Source organism: Pseudomonas sp. TH49, from assembly GCF_016650625.1.
Classification (GTDB): Bacteria; Pseudomonadota; Gammaproteobacteria; order Pseudomonadales; family Pseudomonadaceae; genus Aquipseudomonas; species Aquipseudomonas fluorescens_H.
Genome location: NZ_JAEKFL010000002.1, coordinates 810,737 through 829,332 on the forward strand (window position 1 = coordinate 810,737; position 18,596 = coordinate 829,332).

Here is an 18,596-nt window from a genome sequence, read left to right on the forward strand (position 1 = left end):
CTCCAAAGGGTGCGGTAACACCCAGAAGAGACGCCAGATCGCAGATAGAGCCTGCAAGCCAGCCAAGGCCCTCACTGCTCGCGCGAGCGGGACGGAGCCTAGCAGAAAACCAAATGGACTTGCAGATGTTAAAAGAATGCAGATGCGGAAAATGCAACAGACTTCTCGCCCGGGTGGGTGAGTTTACCGAGCTCCAGATCAAATGTTCCCGATGCGGGACGCTGAATCATGTGAAGGCCGCGAGCCTCGAGCAATCGCCCATGAGCGCCATACGCCCAATATAGAGGCCTGAACTTAAATCAGCTCAGTAACGGAGTTTAAAATGGAAAACGCAAACTCAGCGTCTCAAACCTTGGAAGATCTTTGGACTCAAGTACAACCGGTGGATAACACTGGCATGCTTAGGCGCGTGCTTTTTGCGCAAGGCAAGTTTTATGCGGTTGGTGGCAACGGTCTTCCCACAACCACTCAGGTTGTCAGCGGAGGCGCAACTGGTACAGCGTGGACCAAGCTTAAGGGCGCCCTCACCTCTGATAGCGGAAAGGTCCTCAACGAGCTGTACTGGAACGGTATTGGGTCATCGCTTCAAGCCCTTTCTCAATCCGGCAATCTGTTCTTCGGCAGCACAGACCACCCTGAAAGGGTTTGGACAGACCTTACGGCAACTGTTCGCGCGTCCGCAGACTTGCAAGGCATTGTCTTTTATCAGCCAATTTACGGCGAGAACTACACCTGGATACTGGTTGGGTCTAACGGTAAAGTCTTTTCCCGTTATGGCGATTGGTCAGGCCAGGTGGAGCGCACTACGACCTTCACTTCTAGCGAGACTGTGCACTGCGTCAACGTCATTGGCAGTTTTGTGTTGATTGCGGGATCGAATGGGAAGCTGCTTAGCGCTGTGAAGATGGCGACGGATAATCCGCAAACATTCACGACCAGAACCAGCACCTTCGGCTATAGCACCATCCTTTCCATGAAGCTTTGCAACGGGAAAATGTTTATCGTTGGTGCGGATGGCAAGATGGCATATTCATCCGATGGGCTTAGCTGGACTGCTGTTGAAGATACCAGTTTCGGTGGAACCATCATCCGCGACATTGCTTACGGTAATGGCAAGTATGTAGCTGTCGGCGACGGCGGCAAGACAGCCGTTTCCGAGGATGGGATCGGCTGGGTTCAGCAAGCCAACACTTTTGCAGGAACCGATATCCGGAGCGTTGCCTACGGCAAAGGCAATTTTGTAGCTGTTGGTGCAAGCGGCAAGATTGCTTACTGGACTCCATGATCTTCTATCTCCCTGCGTAACAGAGCCCAGCCGTCGCGCTGGGCTTTTTCATTTCTGATTCAGGTTCGCCACAGCCAGGGTGGCCCTTCGGGGGATGCCTGGACGTCGATAGCCGGATAGTGCGACGTACGGAATCAACACCGGCAGCCCGCGTACCCTGACCTCACCAATGCTGCAGGGTGGCGCGAGACTGGATCAGCGAGATCGATGCAAAGGGGCGTCGACGTTGAGAAGGTCTTTGGCCGACAGCTCGGAAAGACGAGCGCACCTATTCAGGGCCTCTGCACTTGCAGGGGCTTTTTTGCATCTGGAGTTTGATATGGCGCTTGCGACCCTCCCAGTAGTGGCTGCCAGCACCGCTGCCAGTGCAGCATGCGGCCGCGGAGATCTAACTGGGTGGCCACTGCTTATTTTTTTGGTCGCCGCGGGAGCCGTAATACTGTTTGGCATTGGCGCTCTCATCCACATCGAATGGCTTAAACGCCGCTAATTCATGGCCTTGACAGAGGTCGAGGCTTTTTCGTTTTCGGCTCCCCACACCCATTGCTCCGAGCTGGGAGTGCAGAGGACGCCGACCTATTCAACATGCACCCCACGGAGTCGAGCGCATGGAGTTATTGCAGCGCCTGCTCGACAAGATCGACAGGTTTGAATTGCTGATCGCAGGACTGGTCGGCGCTGTCGTCGCGAGTTGGTGGCACAAAGACGATCTGGCCGACTGGCGCGCCTGGCTGATCTTCCTGATCACGGGCATCGCCTGTTCGCTGTACCTGACGAGCATGGTCAGCACCTACTTGGGTGTGACAGAGCCGAAGATCGTCGCGGGTATTGGCTTCCTGCTGGGCACATTCGGCGGATCACTGCTCGCAGCCATCAATCGAGCCATCAAAGCCGCTGACCTCTGGGCGCTCATTCGCCAGCGGTTCGGGGGAGGCAACCCATGAATCTTGAACTGATCAACTCCATCTCCTGCGGCTTGATTGCCTTCTGGGCGACCTGGTGTGTTCTGAGCGGTCGAGTGCGGGACGGAATCCTCGGCAAGCTGATCTATTCAGCGATCGCCATCAGCGGGTTTGTGGTGATGAGCCGCAACCAGAACATTTTCATCATCGGCCCAACCACTGCCGGTATCACGTTGCACGTCTCGCTGGCCCTTGCCGGTATGCGCCACATCTTCATGGTCATCTGTTGGCAGCGGGTGAAAGCCTGGCTGTGCCGAACGCTGAACTGTGAGCACTGCCTGCGATGTGACAAGGCGCCGGGCGGGATCGAGCGTCGAGCCAAGTAGGTCGCGACACGTTTCGCGAATCAGCTAATTGTGTCGCGACACGCAATAAGGATTCCCCATGACGACCAAGCAACCCGACTGGGAGGCGATCGAACGAGCCTACCGGGATGGGCGATCGTTTGGCTGAGGCGTGTCCGACGCGCTGAGGGCTTCAGCGCGCTTTTGTCGGCGATTCACGAAGTAGCGAACGTTCACGATCAAAGCAGTAGCGGTATACAGATACGCATTCAAAAGCGACACGCTGAATACGTAAATTTCCAACCTGCCTGGGTAGGTCTTTCTCAGTAAAAACGTAACGACAAAAACTAAAGATATTCCAGCTCCAAAGCCCAAAGCTCCTGAGTAGGAATGCGTTTTCCAAGCTCCCCAGACGACTCCCTTAGGTCTGATTTGGTCGAACAGGCCAAAACCTATGTACAGAAGGAGAAGGAGTGCGGGGAGGGCTATAAATAACAGCTTCGAGTAAAAGATATCCAATTCGAGCAGTCTCCTTGCAGGCGCATTCCCATGGTGTGGCTTCCGAAGATGATAGTTGGAATTGTTCGGGTGGTTATCGGAACTGCACTGATCGAAGTTTTCTTGGATGCCAATGAGGAGGCGAGATGGAAAGGCCCACGCCACCTAGCTCAGTGCTTGATCTGTCTGACCTATCTGACTTTGGTATCCGCCTGACTCCTGCTCCCGAGGTGTGGGAGTGGCTCCAAGCCGAGATCCTCGCTGACACCGGAAGCATCCACAACGAAGAGCACGCCCATCTGATCGATGCGGACATTCGTGTGATGTGGGCGTCTGCTGCCTTCACGAAGAAGGGTCGCACTGTTGTTGGCCAGGCTGAGCAGGTAGCGTTCCGCGCCGGCGGCTGGCAGAAGGCCCGGATGGAACAGCAGATGCGTGATTGGTTTGGCGACGTGCCGGCTTTCATCGTCACTCTGGCCGCCGACTACTGCGCCCAGTGCAGCGACGCTGACTTCTGCGCTCTGGTCGAACATGAGCTGTATCACATCGCCCAAGCGAAGGATCAGTACGGCGCACCCAAGTTCACCCAGGAAGGCCTGCCAAAGCTTGAGATGCGCGGACACGACGTTGAAGAGTTCGTCGGTGTTGTCCGTCGCTACGGTGCAAGCCCGGCGGTTCGAGAGCTGGTGGACGCTGCAAACAAACCTGCCGAGGTAGGGAAAATGAACATTGCGAGGGCCTGCGGAACCTGTCTGCTCAAGTCGGCCTGATTCTGGACAGGCTCTGGACGGATGAAAATCTATGGCAGCCCTTCAAAACGACGTGAAGGCCTTTATCGTTCAGGCCTTGGCGTGCTTCGACACGCCTTCACAGGTTGTTGAAGCCGTCCAAAAGGAATACGGGATATCGGTGACCCGCCAGCAGGTGGAGACACACGACCCCACGAAGACATCAGGGAAAGGCCTGGCCAAGCGCTGGGTGACGATGTTTGAAGACGCCCGCAAGCGCTTCCGCGAAGAAACCGCTGAGATCCCTATCGCGAATCGTGCATACCGCTTGCGCGCCATGAACCGGTTTGTCGAGCGGGCCGAGACGATGAAGAATATCGGCCTCGCAATGCAGATCCTCGAGCAGGCAGCTAAGGAAGTCGGCGACGTCTACGTCAATCGCCATCGCAAGGATGAGCCAGACGATGAGCCAGCGATCCCGACGCGCATTCAAGTCGACGTAGTGGATGCGAGGAAGCCGAATGCCGAGCCTTAACGTTCCGCAGTCGCAGTTCCTCCTGTTACCCCACAAGTTTCGCGCATTCGTTGCTGGATTCGGCTCCGGAAAGACCTGGGTGGGATGCTCGGCGCTCAGCAAGCACTTCATGGAGTGGCCGGGCGTCAACGCTGGTTACTTCGCACCAACTTACCCGCAGATCCGCGACATCTTCTATCCCACGATTGAGGAGGTGGCTAACGACTGGGGGCTGAAGACCAAGATCAACCAGGCGAACCATGAGGTTCACATTTACAGCGGCCGGCAGTATCGCGGCACTGTGATTTGCCGTTCGATGGAGAAGCCGCAGACCATCGTGGGCTTCAAGATCGGTCACGCTCTGGTCGACGAGCTGGACGTATTGACGTCGATCAAGGCGCAGCAGGCCTGGCGCAAGATTATTGCTCGGATGCGGTACAACATGCCCGGGCTGAAAAACGGCGTGGACGTGACCACAACGCCGGAAGGCTTCAAGTTCGTCTTTCTCCAGTTCGTGAAGCAGTTGCGCGACAAGCCGGCGCTGAAGGAAATGTATGGGCTGATCCAGGCCAGCACCTTCGACAACGAACTGAACCTGCCTGACGACTACATCGCATCGTTGATGGAGTCGTACCCCGAGCAACTGATCCGCGCTTACCTGAACGGCCAGTTCGTCAACCTGACATCCGGGTCGATCTACCACGCCTACGACCGCAAGCTGAACCAGTGCCTCGACACGGTCCAGCCCGGCGAGCCGCTGTTCATCGGCATGGACTTCAACGTCGGCAAGATGGCGGCGATCACCCATGTCAAACGTGATCAGGGCCTGCCGCGCGCCGTGGACGAGCTGATGGACGGCTACGACACGCCGGACATGATCCGCCGGATCAAGGAGCGGTACTGGGAACACACCGGCAACGACTACAAGAAGACCTGCGAGATACGGATTTACCCGGACGCGTCCGGCGATTCGCGCAAGTCGGTCAATGCCAGCCTCACCGATATCGCCATGCTCAAGCAGGCCGGCTTCACGGTCATCGCGCCGGCTGCCAACCCGCCGGTGAAGGATCGGATCAACGCCATGAACGCCATGTTCTGCAACGCGCAGGGCGAGCGGCGGTACCTGGTCAACCCGTTTACATGCCCGACCTACGCCGACGGCCTGGAACAGCAGATCTGGGCGCCCAACGGCGAACCTGACAAGAGCCAAGGCAACGACCACGCCAACGACGGCGGCGGTTACTTCATTCACCGCGAGTACCCGATCATCAAACCGGTCACCGCCATCAAAATGGGATACGCCCGATGAGCAACGACGTCTCCTTCAAACGGGCGGACTACATCGAAGTGCTGGATCGCTGGGCAACCGTGCGCGATGTTTGCGCCGGTCAGCACCGCGTTGTTCACCGACTGCCGTACATCAATGCTCACGACAAGTCGCCGGAGAACGTAGACCGAAACAAGGCCTATCGCGAACGGGCGGTGTTCAAGAACGCCACCGGTCACACGCGCAATGGCTTGCTCGGTTTGGCGTTTCACAAAGACCCGACGTTGGTCGTTGCGAAGAAGATGGAGTATCTGCAGGACAACGCCAACGGCTCCGGGGTGAGCATTTACCAGCACTCGCAGGGCACGCTCGAAAAGGTGCTTGAGGCTGGGCGGCATGGTCTGTACGTCGACTATCACCAAGACAGCGGCACCGGTGGGCACTCCGTGATCCTGTCGTACTGCGCCGAAGACATCATCAACTGGCGCACAGGCATGGTGAACGGACACTGCGTGCTGACCCTGGTGGTGTTGCGCGAGTCGCCGGAGATCGAAGACGGCTTCGGTTTCAAGGTGGTCGAACAATACCGGGAACTGGCTCTCGAGGATGATGGCTTTGTCTGCCGCGTTTGGCGCCGATCCGGGCCGAAAGGTGGCGGGCCGTTGGCCGTTGTTCAGGAGTTCAAGCCCACAGGAGCCGCCGGGCGCTTGAAAGAGATCCCGTTCACCTTCGTAGGCGCACAGAACAATGACCCAAGCATTGACGAGTCACCGCTATACGACATTGCAATGATCAACCTGGGCCACTACCGGAACAGCGCTGACTATGAAGACAGCGTCTTCTGGTGCGGCCAAGCCCAGCCTTGGATTTCCGGTCTGGATGAGCAGTGGCGCGACTGGATGGAGAAGAACGGCGTTTACGTCGGCTCCCGCGCTCCGATGATGCTACCAACTGGTGGTCAGTTCGGATATGCCCAGCCGCTGCCGAACACGCTGGTGAAGGAGGCCATGGCCGATAAGAACCAGATGATGATCGAACTTGGCGCCCGAATGGTGGTGGCTTCTCTCTCGTCCAAGACGGCTACCGAAGCCCGTGGTGATCAGTCTGCATCGACTTCGGTGCTTGCCGGGTGTGTGGCGAACGTAAGCGAGGCGTATACCCGGGCGATCATGTGGTGCTGCACCTACATGGGCGTCGATGACGCGAAGGTCGCCTACCAGATCAATCAGGAGTTCGTGGAACTGACGGCTGATCCGCAAATGATCACCGCATTGGTCGGCCTCTGGCAGAACGGCGGCTTCGCCAAAGCGGATCTTCGAGCCTATCTGCGTAAGTTGGGCCTGATCGCGCCCGAGCGCACAGACCAGCAAATCGACGGTGAGCTAGCAGAGCAGGGCGACGGCTTGGGTCTGGATGACGAGGACAAAGTAGATGGCGGCAAACCAAGCAATCCTTGACGCCACGATTCGTCACGCGGTCTTCCTCGAAAAGCTGAAGGCAGGGGAGGTCGGCAAGTTCGCCCCCTTCCTGAAGGAGATCGACCGCTCTATTCGCGACAGGCTCACTCAATCGAATCTGACCGAGTACAACGTGAAGCGGCTGGAGGCGCTGTTGAAAGAGGTCGACAGCTTGCTGCTAGGCATCTTCGACCGCTACAGCGCGCAACTGAACCTCGACCTAATCGACATCGCCAATTACGAGGCTGAGTTTGAAGCGTCGAGCTTGGCCCGGTCGGCGCCGGTGGGTGTTTCGTTGGATGTGGTCGCGCCTACGGCAGCGGCTATCCGCACCGCGGTGCTGACCAATCCCCTGAGTGTGCGCGGCACCGGCGGCGGTAAGCTGCTGAAGTCGTTCATCAAGGGTTGGACTAGTGCTGAGCGCGAGCGCGTCACCGGTACGATCCGGCAGGGCTTCTTCGAAGGTCAAACGAACTTCCAGATCATCCGCAACATTCGCGGCACCAAGGCAGCCGGCTACAAGGACGGCATTCTTGCTACCACCAACCGCAATGCCAGCACGGTTGTGCACACCGCGATTCAGCATGTGTCGTCTCAGGCGCGCATGGAGGTGGCCAAGGCCAATACGGACATCGTGTCCGAAGTCGAGATGGTCGCCACGCTGGACAGCAGGACCAGCCAGCAGTGTCGGTCGATGGATAAGCGACGATTCCCGGTCGATTCCGGGCCGCGTCCACCGTTCCACCCGAATTGCCGTACTACGTTCATCCTGCTGACCAAGTTCAGCGAGATGTTCGCCAAGGGCGCCACGCGGGCGGCGGTGGGCGCAGGTGGAGCGGGGCAGGTCAGTGCGAGCCTCGATTATTACCACTGGCTACAGCAGCAGCCGGCGTCGTTTCAGGACGTGGCTCTTGGGCCGGTGCGGGCCAAGCTGTTCCGCGAGGGGGGACTGAGCGTCGAGCGCTTTGCCGAACTACAGCTAGATCGCAATTTCGCGCCGCTGACCCTAGCGCAAATGAAGGGACTTGAGCCGCTGGCATTTGAGCGAGCAGGGCTCTAGACACCATGCAAACCACCAAGTTTTGACCCTTGAAAATGCCCTTACCATGGCACCTGAATCAACAGTGAGGTGATACATGGGTATGAAGTTCGAACAGGGTGTAAGGGTGACTGGTGATCTGATTGAGTCTTTTTTCAAGCTACTGGCTAGCTACCCAAGTGGAACGGGCGGCTTTGATGATTTTCCGATTGAAGGGCCAGTTGATCGCAAAGAAGAAATCTACCAGCTGGTGAAAAAACGGCTGCAGGGAAGCTACCCGTGGGTTGAACTCACGCTAACGACGGGGGGAAGGATTCGTTGCTCTGGCATCACTCCATAACCGTCCCGCTGAATCAACAGCCCTGGCATTAGCCGGGGTTTTTTATGCCTGCAAAGCGGGCAACACATACCCAAGGGGTGCATCAACGTGGCAGAAGAAAACGAAATCGACCTGGACAATCCGGCAATCAAGGCCGCTATCGCGACTGCCGTTGAGGCCTCCGTATCTGGTCTGAAAACCAAGAACTCCGAATTGCTGGGCAAGCTGAAGGAAACCACCGGCAAGCTGACCCAGTTCGAAACGCAATTTGAGGGCATCGACATTGACGCCGTCAAAGGCCTGCTCAGCCGCGCCGGCCAAGACGAGGAAACCAAGCTGCTGACTGAGGGTAAGGTGGACGAGGTGTTCAATCGTCGCACCGAGCGCCTGCGTGGCGACTACGACAAGCAGTTGAAGACTGTCACCGCGCGGGCCGAAAAGGCCGAAGCATTCGCCGCCAAGTTCCAGGGCAAAGTCCTGGGCGATTCGGTACGCGGTGCAGCACTCAAAGCCGGCGCACTTCCTGAAGCAACCGACGACATCATCCTGCGCGCCAAAGGCGTGTTCTCGCTGAACGAAGAGGGCGAAGCGGTTGCCGTTGATGAATCCGGCCAGGTGATCCTCGGTAAAGACGGCAAGACCCCTCTGACTCCGCTCGAATGGGCGGAATCCTTGCGCGAAAGCGCACCTCATCTGTGGCCAAGGGCTTCAGGGACACAAGCCCCGGGCGGGGGTGGCGGCCAGGCTGCATTCAAGCGCTCCGAAATGACTGCCGAGCAAAAGCGCGACTACCAGCGCAAGCACGGCCAAACCGCATATCTGCAATTGCCCAAGTAAGGGGATCCACCCATGCCAACAACTGTGAACAGCGACCTGATCATCTACAACGATGAGGCGCAAACCGCATACCTGGAGCGCGTCCAGGACAACCTGGATGTGTTCAACGCATCGTCCAACGGCGCGATCGTGCTCGACAACGAGCTGATCGAAGGCGACTTCCGCAAGCGCTCGTTCTACAAGATCGGCGGCTCGCTGGAGCATCGCGACGTCAACTCCACCGGCAAGGTGACCGCGAAGAAGATCGGCACGGGCGAAGCCGTTGGCGTCAAGGCGCCGTGGAAGTACGGTCCGTACCAGACCACCGAAGAGGCATTCAAGCGCCGTGGTCGTCCGGTCGACGAGTTCTCCCAGATCATCGGCGCCGACGTTGCTGACGCCACTCTGGAAGGTTTCATCCAGTACGCCACTGCTGCGCTGCGCGCCTCCATCAGCTCCAACGCTGACATGGTGGTATCGGCCAACATCGAGAACGACGGCAAGAAGACCCTGACCCGCGGCATGCGCAAGTTCGGTGACAAGTTCGGCCGCATCGCGCTGTGGGTCATGCACTCCAGTGCTTACTTCGACATTGTCGACGAGGCGATCGCGAACAAGGTTTACGAAGAGGCCGGTGTCGTCATCTACGGCGGCCTGCCAGGCACTCTCGGCAAGCCGGTGCTGGTCACCGACACCGCGCCCGCAGATGTGATCTTCGGCCTGCTGCCAAACGCTGTTGTGATCACTGAATCCCAGGCGCCCGGCTTCCGTTCTTACGCGGTGAACGACGAAGAGAACCTGGGTATCGGCTACCGCGCTGAAGGCACCGTCAACATCGATGTGCTCGGCTACAGCTGGAAGGAAGCCGCCGGCGGCGCGAACCCTACGCTGGCGGCTGTGGGTTCGGCTGCGAACTGGGTCAAGCATTCCAACAGCAACAAGGTGACTGCTGGCGTGCTGATCACCCTGACCACCACGCCACCAGCCGGCGGCTGATACTGGCCCTGACAGCGGCCAGCAATGGCCGCTACGGAGACTTTTATGGAACTGGTTTACTCCACTCAAAATTCGGACTTCGATCCGGAAAAGCGTTACCGCAATCCGGCGCACTTTGATCGGCCTGAAGCGGGTGTGACGCACGCGGTGGTGATTGGCGACTGGCCTAAAGTGGTCGACGCTTATGAGGCGCTTGGCGTCGAAGTATCGGTGACGAAACCTTTGATCAACGAGCCGGTTGATTTAGGTGGCGCTGCGGTCATTGCCAGCCTGGAGCAGGACAACGCCACGCTGAATGCCGAGCGCGACGGCATCCTGCGACTGATCGAAGCCGCTGAAGGTCTGTCCGAACTAGAACACCCGGGCGCCGGCGAACTGCCAATCCGCTTGTTCAGTGCGCTGAAAGCGATTCACGAGGGTTTCGAAACCCTCACGGGTGAACGTGACAATTTGGCCGGCGAGGTGGAATCTCTCCGCGCTGAAGTCGAACGCCTGAAGGCGGCAGCGGAACCGGTCGACAATGGCGAGAAGATCGCGAACCTCAAAGCGCAACTCGACGCCGCCAACGTGACGTATCGGGCGAATGCTTCGGTAGAATCGCTGGAAAAGGCAGTTGCTGACCTGCAGCAGGCGTAATAACCCGGGTGCCCGATAACGTGGCATCCGGTCCAGAACACCACAGCGAGCTGATTCATGACTCTCATCATCGAGGACGGTACTGGCAAGCCTGACGCCGAAAGCTACGCATCCGCCGAAGACCTGGCCATGTACGCCGTGAAGTTCGGCGTGACCATCCCGGCGGAGGTGCCAGCGCAGGAAGCGCTGTTGCGCCGGGCTGCGCTGGCAATGGATGGCATGACGTGGAAAGGGCGGAAGACCAATAGCGAGCAGGCACTGTGCTGGCCGCGCCGGGGCGTTGAGCTGGACCGCGAGATCAAGCCTGACAACTACCTACCGGCGCGAATCCAATACGGCCAGATGGCGCTGGCTGCCGAGATCCACACTGACGACGTCGACCCGATCGAGAAGCGCAAAGGCGCGGTAACGCTTGAGCGTGTCGAGGGCGCGGTAACCCGCGAATACGCGACTATCCCAAACACCAGCGGCCGACTGTTACCGGCGGCGCCGGACCGACCGAGCGCAACTCAGTTTGCCGACTATCTACAGAAGCGCGGACTGTTCGCAGTGCGCGCATAGCTGAAGCGGAGCCACCATGGCCTTCTACGACGAAATGGCCGTGATGGCTCTGGAGATGATCACAGAGTTCGGCCAGTCAGTGACCATTAGCAAGACGCAGCCGGGCGAGTACGATCCTGAAACAGGTGGCGATTCACCGGGCGCCACCATTGAACAGACCGCCCAAGGCATCCTGCTCGACTTCACCGGTCAGGAATTCCAGAACAACAGCCTCATCAAGCAGGGCGACAAGAAGCTCAAGATCGCCGCGCAGGGCCTGGAGTGGGTGCCGGACTTGCTGAACAAAGTGATCATTCAGGGGCGCGCTTGGTCAATTGTACCTCCGCTGAAAGAGGTGAATCCCGCCGGGACGCCGATCCTTTATGAGTTGCAGGTGCGGTCGTGAGCAAATACTCAGGCCTCAACGGCAGCTTTGCCGAGAACATCCGCCAGTTTGCCGAGCAGGCCCAGGCAGGGCTCGACGCCACCTTCCGCGAAATCGTGATCGAGATCGGTAGCAGCGTCATCCGCATGTCACCGGTGGGTAACCCCGAGATCTGGGCCGCGAACGTGGCGCATCGCGCAACCAACACCCGCGCCGCCGATGCCTATGACTTCAAAGTCGCCGTGCGCAACACGATCATCAATCTTGACGAGAGTAATTTCACCAAAGCCGGCAAACTGAAGCGCGGCGTGAAGTATGCGAAGCCGCTGACAAAAACCGAGCGCGACCAGAACTTCAACGTGAATGGACTGGTTGCCGGCAAGGATTACGTCGGTGGCCGATTCCGCGGCAACTGGCAATTCTCGATCGGGGCGCCTGCTGAAGGTGAGCTTGATCAGGTCGATCCGGCTGGCGGCGTAACGCTGGCGAAGATCAGGCTTCAGGTCGAGCAACTGACCATCGGGCAAACGGCGTACATCGTTAACAACCTGCCATATGCGGTACCGCTCGAGTACGGCCATTCCAAACAGGCACCGGGCGGCATGGTGCGCATCACGCTCGCGCGGTTCCAGCAGATCGTCGACGAAGCCATCAGGAACAACCAGGTATGAGCCACAACATCATCGCTTCGATCTACGAGGCCAGGCTGATCGCCTGGGCGAAGGCTTTGCCGACACCCCTCAAGGTTGTCGTCGAGAATGAGGCTTATGAACCCGGTAATGGCGTCACCTACCTGCGAGCTTTCACTCTGCCGGGCGATACCGCGAGCGACACGCTTGCCGGCGATCACAAGCTTTTCACCGGCGTTTTTCAGGTCAGCATCGTGACGCCGGCGGGCAAGTATCGCGGCGCGGCGGGCGCGCTGGCTGACCAGATCGCCGCGCTGTTTCCGCTGTACGAGCGAATCACGAAGAAGGCACTGACCGTGGTGACCATGACGCCAGTCGATCAAGGGCCAGGTATCCCAGACGACACGACCTACACCGTTCCGGTTTCGTTCGCGTACCGCGCCGACACCAACTAATCCGCCCATTGGGCAAACCCAGAACCCGCCATTGAGCGGGTTTTGTCATTTCTGAAGAGAGGAAAACCCCATGGCCGGCATTCAAATGCCCAACGGCGCGACGTTCGAAATTGCTTCCGCCTATGGCGCTGCAATCCCATTCACCGCCCTGACCAATGCCAATCCGGCAGTGGCGACCGCTGCAGCGCACGGACTGGCCGAAGGCGACATTGTCGCTCTCAGCTCTGGCTGGACCCGTCTGGACGGCCGCGCCGTGCAAGTCGGCGAGATTGCCAGCGGCACCTTTGCGCTCGATGGCGTGAACACCACGAACATTCAGCAGTATCCGGCCGGCTCGGGCGTCGGTGCCGCGCGCGAGGTGACGACCTTCACCGAGATCTCGAAAATCACCGAGCTCGGGTCGAGCGGCGGCGACCAGCAGTTTCTGACGTTCGGCTTCCTGGCTGACGACGATGACCGACAGATGCCCACGACCAAGAACCCGATCACGCTGACCATCACGGTCGCCGACGATCCGTCGCAGCCCTATGTCGATGTTTGCGAGGAGGCTGACGACGACAAACAGGCCCGCGTTCTGCGCCTGAACCTGCCGGGCGGCAGCCGGATCATCTACAACGGCTACGTCTCGATCACCTCGACCCCGACCATGTCGCGCAACAACCTGATGACCCGCGTTATCAGCATCGCGCTGACCGGCCGCCCAACCCGCTATAGCGCCTCGGCGTAAGGAAGGCACATGGCAAAGTTCACACTCGCCCGGAATCCAACCTTCAAGCACGTCGTCATGCTGCCAACGGTCGGCGGCGATCCGGTTAGCGTTGAGTTCGAATTCAAATATCGCGATCGGACTGAACTGGCTGGCCTCTACGCAGAGTGGGGTGAGCGTCATAAGGCGCTCAAGGAGAAAGCGGAAGAGGCCGGCATTGAGCAGTTCACGGCTTTGCTGATTGATCTGCAGGTCGAACAGTTGAAGGCGATCGTCGCCGGCTGGGATATCGCCGAAGAGTTCACCGACGAGAACCTGCGCATCCTCGTCAAATCCATCGCCACCACTCCCGGCGCGGTACTGGCCGCTTATTCCGATGCCTTCAGCAACGCACGCCTGGGAAACTCCTAAGCGTCTCCCGCAAGCTGTACGAGCCGGGGCCGTCAGCCGAATCGCTGGCGGCCTTCGGCCTTTCTCTTCGTGACATACCCGATGAGATCTGTGAGGTCTGGCCTGATGTATGGCAAGCCTTCAAGGTCTTCGAGGCCATGGGCACTCAGTGGCGTACAGGCGCGTGCGGCGCTACCGGACTCGATTACACGTCAATTCGCCATGTCGCCGGATTCCTCGGACTTACCCGCTCAGAGGTCGCCGACGTCTTTCCAGATATCCGCGTCATGGAAGCCGAAGCCTTGCGGGTGATGGCGGAACAGAGGGACAGTAAATGAGCACCACTTTCGCGTCCCTCGGCATCGAGGTGAACTCCTCGTCGGCATCCACGGCGGCTGACGATCTCGACAAGTTGGTCGACTCGGCGGTCGATGCCGAAAAGGCGATTGATGATCTCGGCAAGTCGGGCGAGGGCCTGGCCAACACCGGCAAGAAGATCAGCCAGGCCGAGAACGAGGCCGCTCAGGGCATCGACAAGGCCACGGGCGCCAAAGAGCGCCAGGTCGATGCCAGCCGCAAGGCAGGTGCCAGCGCGGCCAGTGAAATCGCGATCATCAGCCAGCTCGACAAGGCGATGTCCGGCAACATCGGGAGCATGGAGCAACTGATCCAGGCTGAAGGCTTGCTGGAGCGCGCTCGCAAGGGCGGTCTTGTCACGATTGAACAGCAGGAGGCTTATCAGGACCGGCTCGGAAAATCCTTCGATAAGATCGAGAAAGCTGAAACCAAGGAGGTGGCGCAGAAGCAACGGCTGATCGAGGCTGAAAACCGCCGGATCGAAGCGCTGAAACGGACTGTAAATGGCATTGATCCGGTCACGGACAAGCTGGCCAAGCTTGAGGCTCGTGAGCGGGCTCTCAACGAACTGCACAAGATCGGTGAGTATGACGCTGTTCGTTACAACGAAGCATTGGCAAAAATTGGAAAGGAGCGCTCCGGTCTCACCGCGACAGAAACTGCATTCGACAAGCTGAAGCTCGGCACTCGCCAAGCGCAAGAAAACGTGATGCAGCTGACCAATGCCCTGCAGTCTGGGGATTGGGGGAGTGGTGCGCGGGCGATTGCTCAGCTCGGAGCTGGTGCTGGTGCAAGTGCTTCCAGCTTTTTCGCGCTCGCCGCACCTATTGCTCTTGTAACAGCCGCAATCGGCGGGTTGGCATACGCCTATTACAAAGGTAGCCAGGAGCAGAACGCATACAGCGATGGACTGCTCCTCACCGGGAATGCTGCTGGGACCAGCGCAAATCAGCTCACTGATATGGCGCGTCAGATCAGCTCTGTTGTCGGTACCACGGGGGCCGCTGCGGATGTCCTTGCGAGTTTGGCTGGTAACGGCAAGCTGGCCAGCGGCAGTTTTATTGAGATTGCTGAAGCTGCTCTTTCCATGGAGAAGGCAACCGGTAAGTCCATTGATACGACCGTTGCTGAGTTCGTGAAAATCGCCGATGACCCGGTTGAAGCAGCGAAGTCGCTCAATGATCAGTACCACTTCCTAACGGCGTCCGTGTATTCGCAGATCGTGGCGCTCAAAGAGCAGGGCGATGAGGTTGGCGCAGTCAAGCTCCTCACCGACACCTACGCAGATGCTGTGAAGTCGCGGGCCGGGGAGATAACTCAGAACCTTGGCCTGATCGAAAAAGGCTGGAAGGCTGTTAAGTCTGCGGCTTCTGAAGCGCTGGATGCCACGCTTGATGTTGGTCGAACCCAGTCATTCGACGCCCAGATTGCTAACTATCAAAAAATCCTCAATGACCGAAAAACGGGCTTCTTGGCAAATCTATTCCCGGATGACCTCGGTAGCGGAAGCAGCTCCACCAAGTTCATCGAAGAACAGATTGCCGCGCTGAAAAGGCAGAAGGCTGAAGTCGAGGCGAACGCCAAAGCCGAAGGTGATCGAAGAAAGGCTGAAGACGATGCAATAGAGGCGGGCAAGTCGCTGCACTCCAGTTACCTGGCGGGCCTCGACAAGGAGCAGAAGAAAAAGCTCGAAATAGCAGAGCTTGATCGCAATAGAGCCAAGGCATTAGGCGGCAACAACGTCGATGCTGATCGGATCAATCGCGAATATGCGGTATCCCTTCAGGCGATCAATGACAAGTTCAAGGAGCCCAAGAAGGCAGGCTCCGCAGTCGACCTGACCGACTTCAACGATGCCAAAAACCAGCTCACGACAATTCTGGCCGAGTACAGCAACGCCCAGAAGCAACTGGATGCAGCGCAGAAGGCTGGTCTCATCTCCCAAGCCGAATATGTGCAAAAGCGTGACGGCCTGATCGGCAATGAACGAGATGAGGTCACGGCAGCCTACGAGGCCGAGATCGCGGCGCTGGAGGCGGTGAAGAGCAAGTCCAGCACCACGGCAGCTCAGCGCATCCAACTGGACCAGAAGATTGCCGATGCTCGCACGGCGATGGTCAAGGCCCAGAAGGATGCCGAAAGCCAACAGCAGGTGCTGGCCACCGCCGAGCAGGGGCGTTTGGACAAACAGACGTACGCGATCAGTCAGTACGTTTCCGCTCTCGGGCAGCAGCAGAAGGCGCTCGCGCTTGCCGGGCAGCGTGCCGTCAATGGCGTAGGCCAAGGTGATCGGCAAAACGCGCTCAGCAATGAGCTGAACAGCCAGCAAGACCGGTTTGCGCAGCAGTCTCTGGAGCTGGAAAACCAGCGCTCCGATCCATCCAGAAACATGGACCCGGAAGAGTTCAAGCAGAAGTCGCAGGCGCTCGCAGATGCGAACAAAGCAGCGACCGACCAGATCCGGCAGAACTATGCCGACGTCGAAGCGGCGCAGGGTGATTGGACCAAAGGCGCGACATCAGCCTGGGCCAACTACCTGGATTCGGCGAGCAACATTGCCGGCCAGACGAAAACCCTGTTCGGCAACGCCTTCAGCTCGATGGAAGACGCGGTCGTCAACTTCGCCATGACCGGGAAGCTGTCCTTTGCCGACTTCACCAAATCGATTCTGGCGGATATGGCGCGGATCGCGACCCGGCAGGCCAGCTCGGCACTTCTGGGCAGCCTCGTCGGAGCTGCAACCAGCTATTTCACTGGTGGGAGCGGCGCTACAGGCGCAGCAACCTCTGGTGCAACTCAAGCAGGTGCCAACAGTTTTGCCAGCCAGTTTGACGCGAGTGCTGGCTCTGTTTCGTTTGCCGGTTTCCGCGCAGCAGGCGGGCCTGTTGCGCCGAACTCTCTGTACGAAGTCAACGAACTGGGGCCGGAGCTCTACAACGAGGGCGGCCGGTCGTTCCTGATGACCGGTGCCAACGGCGGCAGCGTCACGCCGTTGACCACCGGCGGCGGCCCTGCTCTGGCCGCAATGTCCGGCGGTGGCGGCAACACGTACAACTTTCCGGTAGCGGTCTCGGTGCAGACTTCTGGGAGCGACGGAGCGGGTGTTTCGCAAGAGACAACCAACCAACTTGGCAAGAGCATCCAGCAGGCTGCGAAAACCGAAGCGGAAACTGCGATTGCCCGAGCGCTGCAGCCGGGCGGTTCGATCTGGCGCCTGACAAATGGGAGGTCCTGATGGCCATCGAGAAATTCACCTGGCCAACCGAGCGCGGGGAAACACCCGATATCAATTATCGGGTGCGCACCTCGAAGTTTGGTAACGGCTACGCGCAGAACGTCGGCGACGGCCCGAACAACAAAGAGGACTCCTATCCAGTTACCTGCGTCGGCCAGAAGGCCATGGTGCAGCAGATCATGAAGTTCCTCGACCGACACGCCGGGGCAAAGGCGTTTCTCTGGACAACGCCGCTCGGCGAGCTCGGGCTGTTCACCTGCAAAAATCCCGCTCCCACACCAATGGGCGGCGGAGTCTTCAAACTCACCGCCACGTTCGAGCGGGCATTCCAACCATAAGGGGCAATCATGCCGCTGATCAGTGACATCCAGGCGCTTGAGCCTGGTAGCGAAGTGCTGCTCTTTGAATTGGACGGCACGGACTATGGCGCGGATGTGCTGCGTTTCCACGGGCACGCGATACCGCATACACCGGCTGAGCTGATCGCCGCCGGCGACAATGCAGATCAGCTACCGGCGAAGGCCATCTACTGGCAGGGCAACGAGTACAGCGCCTGGCCAATGCAGATCGACGGCATCGAGGCGAATGGAGACGGCACGGCGGTGCGGCCCACGCTGTCGGTCGGCAACGTCAATGGGCGCATCACTGCGCTGTGTTTGGCGTTCGAGGATCTGCTCGAGTTCAAACTGACGATGCGGCACACGCTCGGCAGCTACCTCGATGCGGCGAACTTCCCGGACGGCAATCCGATGGCAGATCCCACCCAGGAGACGATCGAGGTCTGGTACATCGACCAGAAAACGAATGAGGATGGGGAAAACGTCAGTTGGGAGCTGGCCAGTCCGGGCGACGTCGGCAACGAGTCCATCGGCCGGCAGGCCACGACGCTGTGCCACTGGTGCCTCACCGGCGGCTATCGCGGGCCGAACTGTGGGTACACCGGCCCGTACGTGACCAAGGACGGTGTTGTCACCGACAACCCTGAACTGGACGAGTGTGATGCCACCCTGGGCAAGGGCTGCGTCCCGCGCTTCGGCGAGGGAAACCCGCTGCCATTCGGCGGCTTCCCGGCCGTATCCCTGATTGCAAGGAGCTGAT

23 protein-coding genes are annotated in these 18,596 nt (G+C 58.9%); all 23 read left to right on the forward strand.

The window, feature by feature from the left end:
* Nucleotides 1-125: 125 nt before the first annotated feature.
* The 23 genes from JFU48_RS21120 to JFU48_RS21230 all read left to right on the forward strand — a co-directional run bounded on the left by JFU48_RS21120 (nucleotide 126) and on the right by JFU48_RS21230 (nucleotide 18,595).
* Nucleotides 126-284 (forward strand): Com family DNA-binding transcriptional regulator, encoded by a 159-nt coding sequence (locus tag JFU48_RS21120; RefSeq protein WP_081794866.1) that lies wholly within the window; start codon nucleotides 126-128, stop codon nucleotides 282-284.
* A gap of 38 nt (nucleotides 285-322) precedes the next feature.
* On the forward strand, nucleotides 323-1,285 hold the full coding sequence (locus JFU48_RS21125) for a hypothetical protein (RefSeq protein WP_201137538.1): 963 nt from the start codon (nucleotides 323-325) through the stop codon (nucleotides 1,283-1,285).
* 608 nt (nucleotides 1,286-1,893) lie between these two features.
* On the forward strand, nucleotides 1,894-2,229 hold the full coding sequence (locus JFU48_RS21130) for an MFS transporter (protein ID WP_197867910.1): 336 nt from the start codon (nucleotides 1,894-1,896) through the stop codon (nucleotides 2,227-2,229).
* The gene (locus JFU48_RS21135) at nucleotides 2,226-2,573 is read left to right on the forward strand and encodes a hypothetical protein (protein ID WP_201137539.1); all 348 of its coding nucleotides are present in this window, start codon (nucleotides 2,226-2,228) and stop codon (nucleotides 2,571-2,573) included. Before JFU48_RS21130 ends, JFU48_RS21135 begins: the two co-directional genes overlap by 4 nt.
* A gap of 602 nt (nucleotides 2,574-3,175) precedes the next feature.
* The gene (locus JFU48_RS21140; protein WP_201137540.1) at nucleotides 3,176-3,799 is read left to right on the forward strand and encodes a putative metallopeptidase; all 624 of its coding nucleotides are present in this window, start codon (nucleotides 3,176-3,178) and stop codon (nucleotides 3,797-3,799) included.
* Nucleotides 3,800-3,830: 31 nt separating this feature from the next.
* The gene (locus JFU48_RS21145) at nucleotides 3,831-4,292 is read left to right on the forward strand and encodes a DUF2280 domain-containing protein (protein WP_201137541.1); all 462 of its coding nucleotides are present in this window, start codon (nucleotides 3,831-3,833) and stop codon (nucleotides 4,290-4,292) included.
* Complete coding sequence (locus JFU48_RS21150; protein WP_201137542.1) at nucleotides 4,279-5,580, forward strand: terminase large subunit domain-containing protein; 1,302 nt, start codon at nucleotides 4,279-4,281, stop codon at nucleotides 5,578-5,580. The genes JFU48_RS21145 and JFU48_RS21150 overlap by 14 nt, the downstream gene beginning before the upstream one ends.
* A complete protein-coding gene (locus JFU48_RS21155; RefSeq protein WP_201137543.1) occupies nucleotides 5,577-6,995 on the forward strand; it encodes a DUF4055 domain-containing protein in 1,419 nt (472 codons plus the stop codon). The genes JFU48_RS21150 and JFU48_RS21155 overlap by 4 nt, the downstream gene beginning before the upstream one ends.
* Entirely contained in the window at nucleotides 6,970-8,055 is a 1,086-nt protein-coding gene (locus tag JFU48_RS21160; protein WP_201137544.1) for a minor capsid protein, read from the forward strand. Before JFU48_RS21155 ends, JFU48_RS21160 begins: the two co-directional genes overlap by 26 nt.
* 82 nt (nucleotides 8,056-8,137) lie before the next feature.
* Nucleotides 8,138-8,374, forward strand: coding sequence for a hypothetical protein (locus JFU48_RS21165; RefSeq protein WP_201137545.1), 237 nt, complete (start codon nucleotides 8,138-8,140; stop codon nucleotides 8,372-8,374).
* An 87-nt stretch (nucleotides 8,375-8,461) separates the two neighbouring features.
* Nucleotides 8,462-9,190 carry a hypothetical protein gene (locus JFU48_RS21170; RefSeq protein ID WP_201137546.1) on the forward strand — a complete coding sequence of 243 codons (729 nt, stop codon included), beginning with the start codon at nucleotides 8,462-8,464 and terminating at the stop codon, nucleotides 9,188-9,190.
* A gap of 12 nt (nucleotides 9,191-9,202) precedes the next feature.
* Nucleotides 9,203-10,165 carry a major capsid protein gene (locus tag JFU48_RS21175; RefSeq protein ID WP_201137547.1) on the forward strand — a complete coding sequence of 321 codons (963 nt, stop codon included), beginning with the start codon at nucleotides 9,203-9,205 and terminating at the stop codon, nucleotides 10,163-10,165.
* 45 nt (nucleotides 10,166-10,210) lie between these two features.
* Nucleotides 10,211-10,801 carry a hypothetical protein gene (locus tag JFU48_RS21180; protein WP_201137548.1) on the forward strand — a complete coding sequence of 197 codons (591 nt, stop codon included), beginning with the start codon at nucleotides 10,211-10,213 and terminating at the stop codon, nucleotides 10,799-10,801.
* A 57-nt stretch (nucleotides 10,802-10,858) separates the two neighbouring features.
* Entirely contained in the window at nucleotides 10,859-11,362 is a 504-nt protein-coding gene (locus JFU48_RS21185; RefSeq protein ID WP_201137549.1) for a DnaT-like ssDNA-binding protein, read from the forward strand.
* Between the two features lie 16 nt (nucleotides 11,363-11,378).
* Nucleotides 11,379-11,747: a hypothetical protein gene (locus tag JFU48_RS21190; protein WP_201137550.1), complete on the forward strand. Its 369-nt coding sequence runs from the start codon at nucleotides 11,379-11,381 to the stop codon at nucleotides 11,745-11,747.
* Complete coding sequence (locus JFU48_RS21195) at nucleotides 11,744-12,397, forward strand: hypothetical protein (protein WP_201137551.1); 654 nt, start codon at nucleotides 11,744-11,746, stop codon at nucleotides 12,395-12,397. The genes JFU48_RS21190 and JFU48_RS21195 overlap by 4 nt, the downstream gene beginning before the upstream one ends.
* A complete protein-coding gene (locus JFU48_RS21200) occupies nucleotides 12,394-12,810 on the forward strand; it encodes a phage tail terminator-like protein (protein WP_201137552.1) in 417 nt (138 codons plus the stop codon). The genes JFU48_RS21195 and JFU48_RS21200 overlap by 4 nt, the downstream gene beginning before the upstream one ends.
* 70 nt (nucleotides 12,811-12,880) lie before the next feature.
* Nucleotides 12,881-13,537 (forward strand): phage tail protein, encoded by a 657-nt coding sequence (locus tag JFU48_RS21205; protein ID WP_003225230.1) that lies wholly within the window; start codon nucleotides 12,881-12,883, stop codon nucleotides 13,535-13,537.
* A gap of 9 nt (nucleotides 13,538-13,546) precedes the next feature.
* Nucleotides 13,547-13,927 carry a phage tail assembly chaperone gene (locus tag JFU48_RS21210; protein WP_201137553.1) on the forward strand — a complete coding sequence of 127 codons (381 nt, stop codon included), beginning with the start codon at nucleotides 13,547-13,549 and terminating at the stop codon, nucleotides 13,925-13,927.
* A 14-nt stretch (nucleotides 13,928-13,941) separates the two neighbouring features.
* The gene (locus tag JFU48_RS21215; protein WP_052026396.1) at nucleotides 13,942-14,244 is read left to right on the forward strand and encodes a DUF1799 domain-containing protein; all 303 of its coding nucleotides are present in this window, start codon (nucleotides 13,942-13,944) and stop codon (nucleotides 14,242-14,244) included.
* Nucleotides 14,241-17,498: a phage tail tape measure protein gene (locus JFU48_RS21220; RefSeq protein ID WP_201137554.1), complete on the forward strand. Its 3,258-nt coding sequence runs from the start codon at nucleotides 14,241-14,243 to the stop codon at nucleotides 17,496-17,498. Before JFU48_RS21215 ends, JFU48_RS21220 begins: the two co-directional genes overlap by 4 nt.
* The gene (locus JFU48_RS21225) at nucleotides 17,498-17,836 is read left to right on the forward strand and encodes a phage tail protein (protein ID WP_201137555.1); all 339 of its coding nucleotides are present in this window, start codon (nucleotides 17,498-17,500) and stop codon (nucleotides 17,834-17,836) included. Before JFU48_RS21220 ends, JFU48_RS21225 begins: the two co-directional genes overlap by 1 nt.
* A 9-nt stretch (nucleotides 17,837-17,845) precedes the next feature.
* A complete protein-coding gene (locus JFU48_RS21230) occupies nucleotides 17,846-18,595 on the forward strand; it encodes a phage minor tail protein L (protein WP_201137556.1) in 750 nt (249 codons plus the stop codon).
* The last annotated feature ends 1 nt before the right edge of the window (nucleotide 18,596 follow it).